Consider the following 5321-nt stretch of genomic DNA (forward strand, 5'->3'; position numbering starts at 1 on the left):
GCCCCGGCCCACGCCCCGGCCGGCGCCCGCGCCGCCCGCGGCGACTAGGCCGTGCGCCGGCGCAGGGTCAGCGGCGCGAGCACGAGGAACGCCACCGCGAAGGCCGCCACGATGAGCACCGGTCGCCACAGGTCCCAGCCCGTCGTGCCGGCCGTCACCGCCTGGATCGCGTCGATCGCGTGGCTGAGCGGGAGCCAGTAGGAGATCGCGTACAGCACGTCGGGCATGGTGTCGCGCGGCATGAACAGGCCGCCGAGGATGATCTGCGGGAACACCAGCACCGGCATGAACTGCACGGCCTGGAACTCGGTCTGCGCGAAGGCGCTCGCGAGCAGGCCGAGCGAGGTGCCCAGCAGTGCATCGACCACGGCGACGAGGCCCAGCTGCCAGAGCGGGCCGTCCACGGTGAGCCCGCACACGTACACGGCGAACGCCACCGTGACCACGGCCTGCAGCACGGCCATGAGCCCGAACGCCAGGGCATAGCCGAGCACGAAGTCGGCCTTGCCGAGCGGCGTGGTCATGAGCCGCTCCAGCGTGCCGGAGCGGCGCTCGCGCAGCGTGGTGATCGAGCTCACCAGAAACATCACGATGAACGGGAAGAGTCCGAGGATCGCGCCGCCGAAGGTATCGAACACGCCGGTCGAGTCGGTGAACAGCCAGGCGAACAGTCCGACGAGCAGGCTCGGCGCGACCACCATGAGCGCGATCGAGCGCGGGTCGTGCCGCAGCTGGGCGAGCACCCGCTCGGCCGTCGCGAAGAGCCGGCGCGGGTTCATGATCCGACCTCCTGACGCCGCGCCCGCCGCAGCTGGGGATGCACCGCCGCCTGCGCCTCCGCGTCCCGGGCGATGAGCACGAGGAAAGCCTGCTCCGGATCCGTCTTGCCGGTGTCGGCCAGCAGCTCCGCCGGCGTCGTGTCGGACACGATCCGCCCCTCGCGCATCAGCAGCAGCCGGTCGCAGCGCAGCGCCTCGTCCATCACGTGGCTCGAGACGACCATGGTGGTGCCGCCCTCGGCGGTGCGCCGGAACAGGTCCCACAGCTCGGCGCGCAGCACCGGATCCAGTCCCACCGTCGGCTCGTCCAGCACCACGAGCTCGGGCGAACCGAGCAGCGCCACCCCGAGCGACACCCGGTTCGCCTGGCCGCCGCTGAGGCCGGCCACCTGCTGCCGCGCGTACGGCGTCAGCCCCACCTGCTCCATGACGCTGTCGGCCTCGGCATTGCTCACGCCGAGCACCTTCGCGAAGTAGCGCAGGTTCTGCCGCACGGTGAGATCGGCGTACACGGCCGCGCCCTGCGTGCCGTATGCGACCCGGTGCCGCAGCGCCGCGGATCCGGCCTTCTCGCCGAGCACGGTGACCTCGCCGGAGCGGACCCGCTGCACGCCCACGATCGCCCGCATCAGCGTGGTCTTGCCGCAGCCCGACGGCCCGAGGAGCCCCGTCACCTCGCCCCGCGGGATGGTCAGCGACAGACCGTCGAACACGTCGTGCCGGCCGCGCCGCACCCGCAGTCCTTCGATCGTCACCGCATTATTCATCATGTGGTGAATTATGGATCCGGGATCCGCATCGGTCAAGGGGATCCGCGCCGCCCGCCCCCTGCGCCGAGCCACCCCTTTCTCCCCGAGCCGCCCCGTTAGCGCCCGTCGCAAGAGGGGTGGCTCGGCGCGAAGGGGGTGGCTCGGCGCAGGAGGCGCAGAAGGCGCAGGAGGCGCAGAAGGGCACGCGCCGGCGCGATGCACGAGGGCGCGCGAAGGCACGCCCTCAGTCGAACAGGTAGCGCTGGATCGTCGGGCCCACGCGGGCGACGATCTCGTCCACCGGGAGGTCGGCGATCGCCGGCAGCTTCACCACGTACCGGGTCACGAGCAGGCCCGCCATCTGCGAGGCGACGAGGGCGGCGCGCTGGGTCGCGTCCGGGGCGTCGAGCCGCGCCGTGATCCGCCCGATCAGCTCGCGGGAGAGGAATCCGACCAGCGGCGGCGACATCACCTTCGACCCGATCGCGACGCGGATCATGGTCACCCCGCGGCGGCGCACCTCCGGCCGCTCGAACGCCTCCAGTACGTACCGCACCACGCGCTCGCCGACCTCGTCGCGCGGCCCCTCGAGGATCGCCGGCACGTCGATGTCGGGGCGCAGGGGGATCCCGATCACCTCGGCGAACAGATCCGCCTTGGTTCCGAAGTAGTGGTGCACGAGCGCCGAGTCCACGCCGGCGCGGCCCGCGATCGCCCGGATCGTGGCGCCGTCATAGCCGTGCTCACCGAACTCGTGCTCGGCCGCCGTGACGATGAGGTCCCGGGACCCGGACTCCCCCTTGGGACGGCCCCTGCGTCGTCTGGTCGTGGTCATGCGCCCATCTCAGCACTCGATGACGTTGACCGCGAGACCGCCCTCGCTCGTCTCCTTGTACTTCGTCGACATGTCGAGCCCGGTCTGGCGCATGGTCTCGACCACGGCGTCGAGCGAGACGTAGTGCTGCCCGTCGCCGCGCAGGGCGAGCCGCGCCGCCGTCACCGCGGTCGATGCAGCGATCGCGTTGCGCTCGATGCAGGGGATCTGCACGAGCCCGCCGATCGGATCGCAGGTGAGCCCGAGGTGGTGCTCCATCGCGATCTCGGCGGCGTTCTCGATCTGCCGGTTCGTCCCGCCCATCACCGCGGTGAGCCCGCCGGCTGCCATCGCGCACGCGGATCCGACCTCGGCCTGGCAGCCGCCCTCGGCGCCGGAGATCGACGCGTTGGCCTTGAACAGGGATCCGAGCGCGGTCGCCGTGAGCAGGAACCGGCGGATGCCCCGACGGCGGTTCGCCTCGGCGAGCGCGTCCGGATCCTCGATCGCGCCGACCGCGACGAGCGACGCTTCCGCGCCGAAGCCGAGCAGCGCACTCCCGACCAGCTCGCCGTACGGGGTGACCGCGTTGCCGGCGCCGAGCCCGGAGTCGGCGAGGAACCGCCACCAGTACATCGCGACCGCGGGGAGGATCCCGGCCGCGCCGTTCGTGGGGGCGGTGACGACGCGGCCTCCCGCGGCGTTCTCCTCGTTCACGGCAAGCGCGAACGCACCGAGCCACTCACCCGGGATCGCGGGGTGCCCCTCGGCCTCGATCTCGTCGAGCTGCGCGCGGATGGCGCCGGCGCGGCGCTTGACCTTCAGGATGCCGGGGAGCGTGCCCTCGGCGTGCAGGCCGGCGTCGACGCACGCCGACATCGCGTCCCAGATGGCGTCGAGGCCCGCGGCGACCTCCTCCTCGCTGCGCAGCGCGGTCTCATTGCGCCGGGCGAGCTCGGCGATCGTGAGCCCGTGCTCGTCGCACAGCTCCAGGAGGGAGGCGGCGTCGGTATAGGCGAACGGGAACGCCGCGCCGCCGAGAGCCCGGGTATCGTCGCCGTCACGGCGGATGAACCCGCCGCCGATCGAGTAGTACGTCTCCTGCGCGAGGTGGATCCCGTCCGCGTCGAGCGCACGCAGGGTCATCGCGTTGGGGTGGCCGGGGAGGCGGGTGCGCGGCTCGAACGTGATGTCGTCCTTGACGAAGACGATGTCGTGGGTGCCGTTCAGCGCGAGCGAGGAGCCGTCGGTCCAGTCCGACCAGGCACGGCGCACATCGGCCGGGTCGCAGGTCTCCGGGGCGAGGCCGCGCAGGCCCGCGACGACCGCGTCGGGCGTGCCGTGGCCGAGGCCCGTGGCGCCGAGGGAGCCGTACAGCGAGCAGGTGACCCGGGCGACCTTCTCGAGCACCCCTTCGGCGGCGAGCCTGGCGGCGAAGTCGACGCCCGCGCGCATCGGCCCCACGGTGTGGGAGCTCGACGGTCCTACACCGATGGAGAACAGATCGAAGGCGGAGACGTACGCTGTCACCCCTTCAGCGTAGTCGTCGCCGGAGCGCCCGGATCCGCGTCAGGGCGCTCCGCGGGCAGGGTCACGACGCGGGACGGGCAGCGTCAGGGCGTGCCGCGGGCAGGGTCACCACGAACGTCGCACCGGGCCCCGGGGCGACCGCGATCGTGCCGCCGTGCGCCTCCACGACGGCCCGCGCGATGGCCAGGCCGAGTCCTGTGCCGCCGCCCTCGCGCGAGCGCGAGGCCTCGCCGCGGGCGAACCGCTCGAACACGGTCTCCCGCAACGCCTCGGGCAGGCCGGGGCCGTCATCCGCGACCGTGAGGCGCACGGACCCTCCGGCGGCCCCTTCGACAGGCTCAGGGACCGCATCAGGCCCGGTCCGCACCTCGTCCACGCGCACGCGCACCGTCGTGCCGGCGGGTGTGTGGGCGCGGGCGTTGCCGAGCAGATTGTCGAGCACCCGGCGCAGGTCAGCGGCGTCACCGCGCACGTGAACCGGATCCTCGCCGAGGTCCAGGATCCAGGTGTGCGCGGACGCCGTCGTGTCGGCCCCGGGCGCGGCCGCGTCCGCCACGCGTGCCGCGTGCACCGCCTCCGCCGCCAGCAGCCGCAGATCCACGAGGTCGCGCGTCACCTCGGGCAGAGCGTCGAGCCGGGCCAGCACGAGCAGCTGGTCGATGAGCTCCCCCATCCGCACGCCCTCGGCATCGATGAGTGTGGCGTTGTCGCGCGCGTCCTGCTGCCCGGCGTCCTCCCGCCCCGACAACTGCGCGTAGGCGCGGATCGTGGCCAGCGGGGTGCGCAGTTCGTGGCTCGCGTCGGCGACGAACCGCCGCATGGTCGACTCGCTCGCCTCGCGCTGGGCGAGCGCCTGCTCCACGTGGTCGAGCAGGTCGTTGAGCGCCGTGCCGACCTGTCCCACCTCGGTCGTTGACGCGATGTCGCGAGCATCGACCCGTTCCGCGAGTCGCACCTCGCCGCGGTCCAGCGGCACCGCCGTGACCGCGGCGGCCGTGTGCGCCACGCGGCGGAGCGGACGCAGCGCGCGCCCCATCGCGAGAGCCGCTGCCAGGATCGCGAGCACGATGCAGGCCGCACCGACGAGCGCCACCACGATCATCAGCCGCCCCGTCACCGAGGTCACCGGCTCCAGCGGCAGGGCGGTGACCACGACCGCCCCGCTCGCCGTGGCGCGCGACGCGACGCGGTACTCCCCGAGCGCACCGAGGTCCACGGTGGCAGGAGAGGTGCGTGTGGCGGATCCGGTGGGCCGATGAGCGGCGAGGATCCGCTGCGCCTCGGCGGTGAGGTCGTGCCGCACGCCGGCGGAGGAGATCCAGCCGCCGAACGCGAAGGCGCCGTCGCGGAAGACCGCCGTGATCGTGCCGGGCGACTGGCCGGGTGCGCCGACGACGTCGTCCCGGCCCGGATGGCTCCCCGGCGGGGTGGGACCGGGGGACGGGCTGC

The 5321-nt window shown here is 73.2% G+C and carries 5 protein-coding genes; all 5 read right to left on the reverse strand.

Features of this window, described 5'->3' with window-relative positions:
• Positions 1 to 44: 44 nt before the first annotated feature.
• Positions 45 to 779 carry an ABC transporter permease gene (locus AERO9AM_RS15675; protein WP_159576991.1) on the reverse strand — a complete coding sequence of 245 codons (735 nt, stop codon included), beginning with the start codon at positions 777 to 779 and terminating at the stop codon, positions 45 to 47.
• Positions 776 to 1549, reverse strand: a complete 774-nt coding sequence (locus tag AERO9AM_RS15680; protein WP_159576992.1) for an ABC transporter ATP-binding protein — start codon at positions 1547 to 1549, stop codon at positions 776 to 778. The genes AERO9AM_RS15675 and AERO9AM_RS15680 overlap by 4 nt, the downstream gene beginning before the upstream one ends.
• 223 nt (positions 1550 to 1772) lie before the next feature.
• A complete protein-coding gene (locus tag AERO9AM_RS15685) occupies positions 1773 to 2363 on the reverse strand; it encodes a TetR/AcrR family transcriptional regulator (protein ID WP_159576993.1) in 591 nt (196 codons plus the stop codon).
• Positions 2364 to 2372: 9 nt separating this feature from the next.
• Positions 2373 to 3872 carry an L-serine ammonia-lyase, iron-sulfur-dependent, subunit alpha gene (locus AERO9AM_RS15690; protein WP_159576994.1) on the reverse strand — a complete coding sequence of 500 codons (1500 nt, stop codon included), beginning with the start codon at positions 3870 to 3872 and terminating at the stop codon, positions 2373 to 2375.
• A gap of 61 nt (positions 3873 to 3933) precedes the next feature.
• Positions 3934 to 5321, reverse strand: a 1388-nt coding sequence (locus AERO9AM_RS15695) for a sensor histidine kinase (RefSeq protein WP_159576995.1), incomplete at its 5' end; no start/stop codon positions are given.

The organism is Microbacterium sp. 8M, from assembly GCF_902506375.1.
Classification (GTDB): Bacteria; Actinomycetota; Actinomycetes; order Actinomycetales; family Microbacteriaceae; genus Microbacterium.